We start from the raw sequence: 732 nt of genomic DNA, 5'->3' as shown, positions 1-732 counted from the left end.
TGTTACACTGCGTTGGCCAGTCGTACGAACTCCTCGACGTCAAGCGTTTCGGCGCGCCGGGTCGGATCGATGCCGGCGCGAGTGAGCAGGGCTTCGCCGCCGAGGCTCTTGACGCTCTGCCGCAGCATTTTGCGGCGCTGGCCGAAGGCCGCTTCGGTGACGCGGCCGAGCTTCTTGACCTCGGTGGGCAGGGGACTTGCCCGCGGCACCAGATGCACCACCGACGACACCACCTTGGGCGGCGGCGTGAACGCTTGCGGCGGCACGTCGAAAGCGATTTTTGCCTCCGTCCGCCAGCCTGCCAGCACGCCCAGCCGGCCATAGGCGTCGCTGCCGGGGCGGGCGACGATGCGCTCAGCCACCTCGCGCTGGAACATCAGCGTCATCGATGCGTAGAAGGGCGGCCACTCGGCGACGGTCAGCCAGCGTATCAAGAGTTCGGTGCCGATATTATAGGGCAGGTTGGCGACGATCCTCACAGATCCGTTGCCCCCATGTGGCCCTTTGGCAAGCGCCGCAAAATCCGTCTTCAGCGCGTCGCCGGCAATGACCTCGAGCCCGCCCGGATAGTGGTCCGACACCTCCGCAAGCGCTGCCAGGCAACGCTCGTCGCGCTCGATGGCGATGACCCGAGCAGCGCCGTGGGACAGCAGCGCCCGGGTCAGCCCACCGGGACCCGGACCGACCTCGATCACCGTGGCGCCCGTCAGGTCGCCGGCGGCGCGCGCGATC

1 protein-coding gene is annotated in these 732 nt (G+C 68.3%); it reads right to left on the bottom strand.

The genetic code is table 11. The features are described from left to right. Positions 1–2 precede the first annotated feature (2 nt). Positions 3–732 (bottom strand): 16S rRNA (adenine(1518)-N(6)/adenine(1519)-N(6))-dimethyltransferase RsmA (gene rsmA / locus EOA86_RS37075; protein ID WP_128345861.1); only part of this gene is annotated, 730 nt, incomplete at its 5' end.

Source organism: Mesorhizobium sp. M5C.F.Ca.IN.020.32.2.1, assembly GCF_004023105.1.
In the GTDB taxonomy this organism is placed as follows: Bacteria; Pseudomonadota; Alphaproteobacteria; order Rhizobiales; family Rhizobiaceae; genus Mesorhizobium; species Mesorhizobium wenxiniae.
This window is presented reverse-complemented; position numbering and strand designations above follow the sequence as displayed.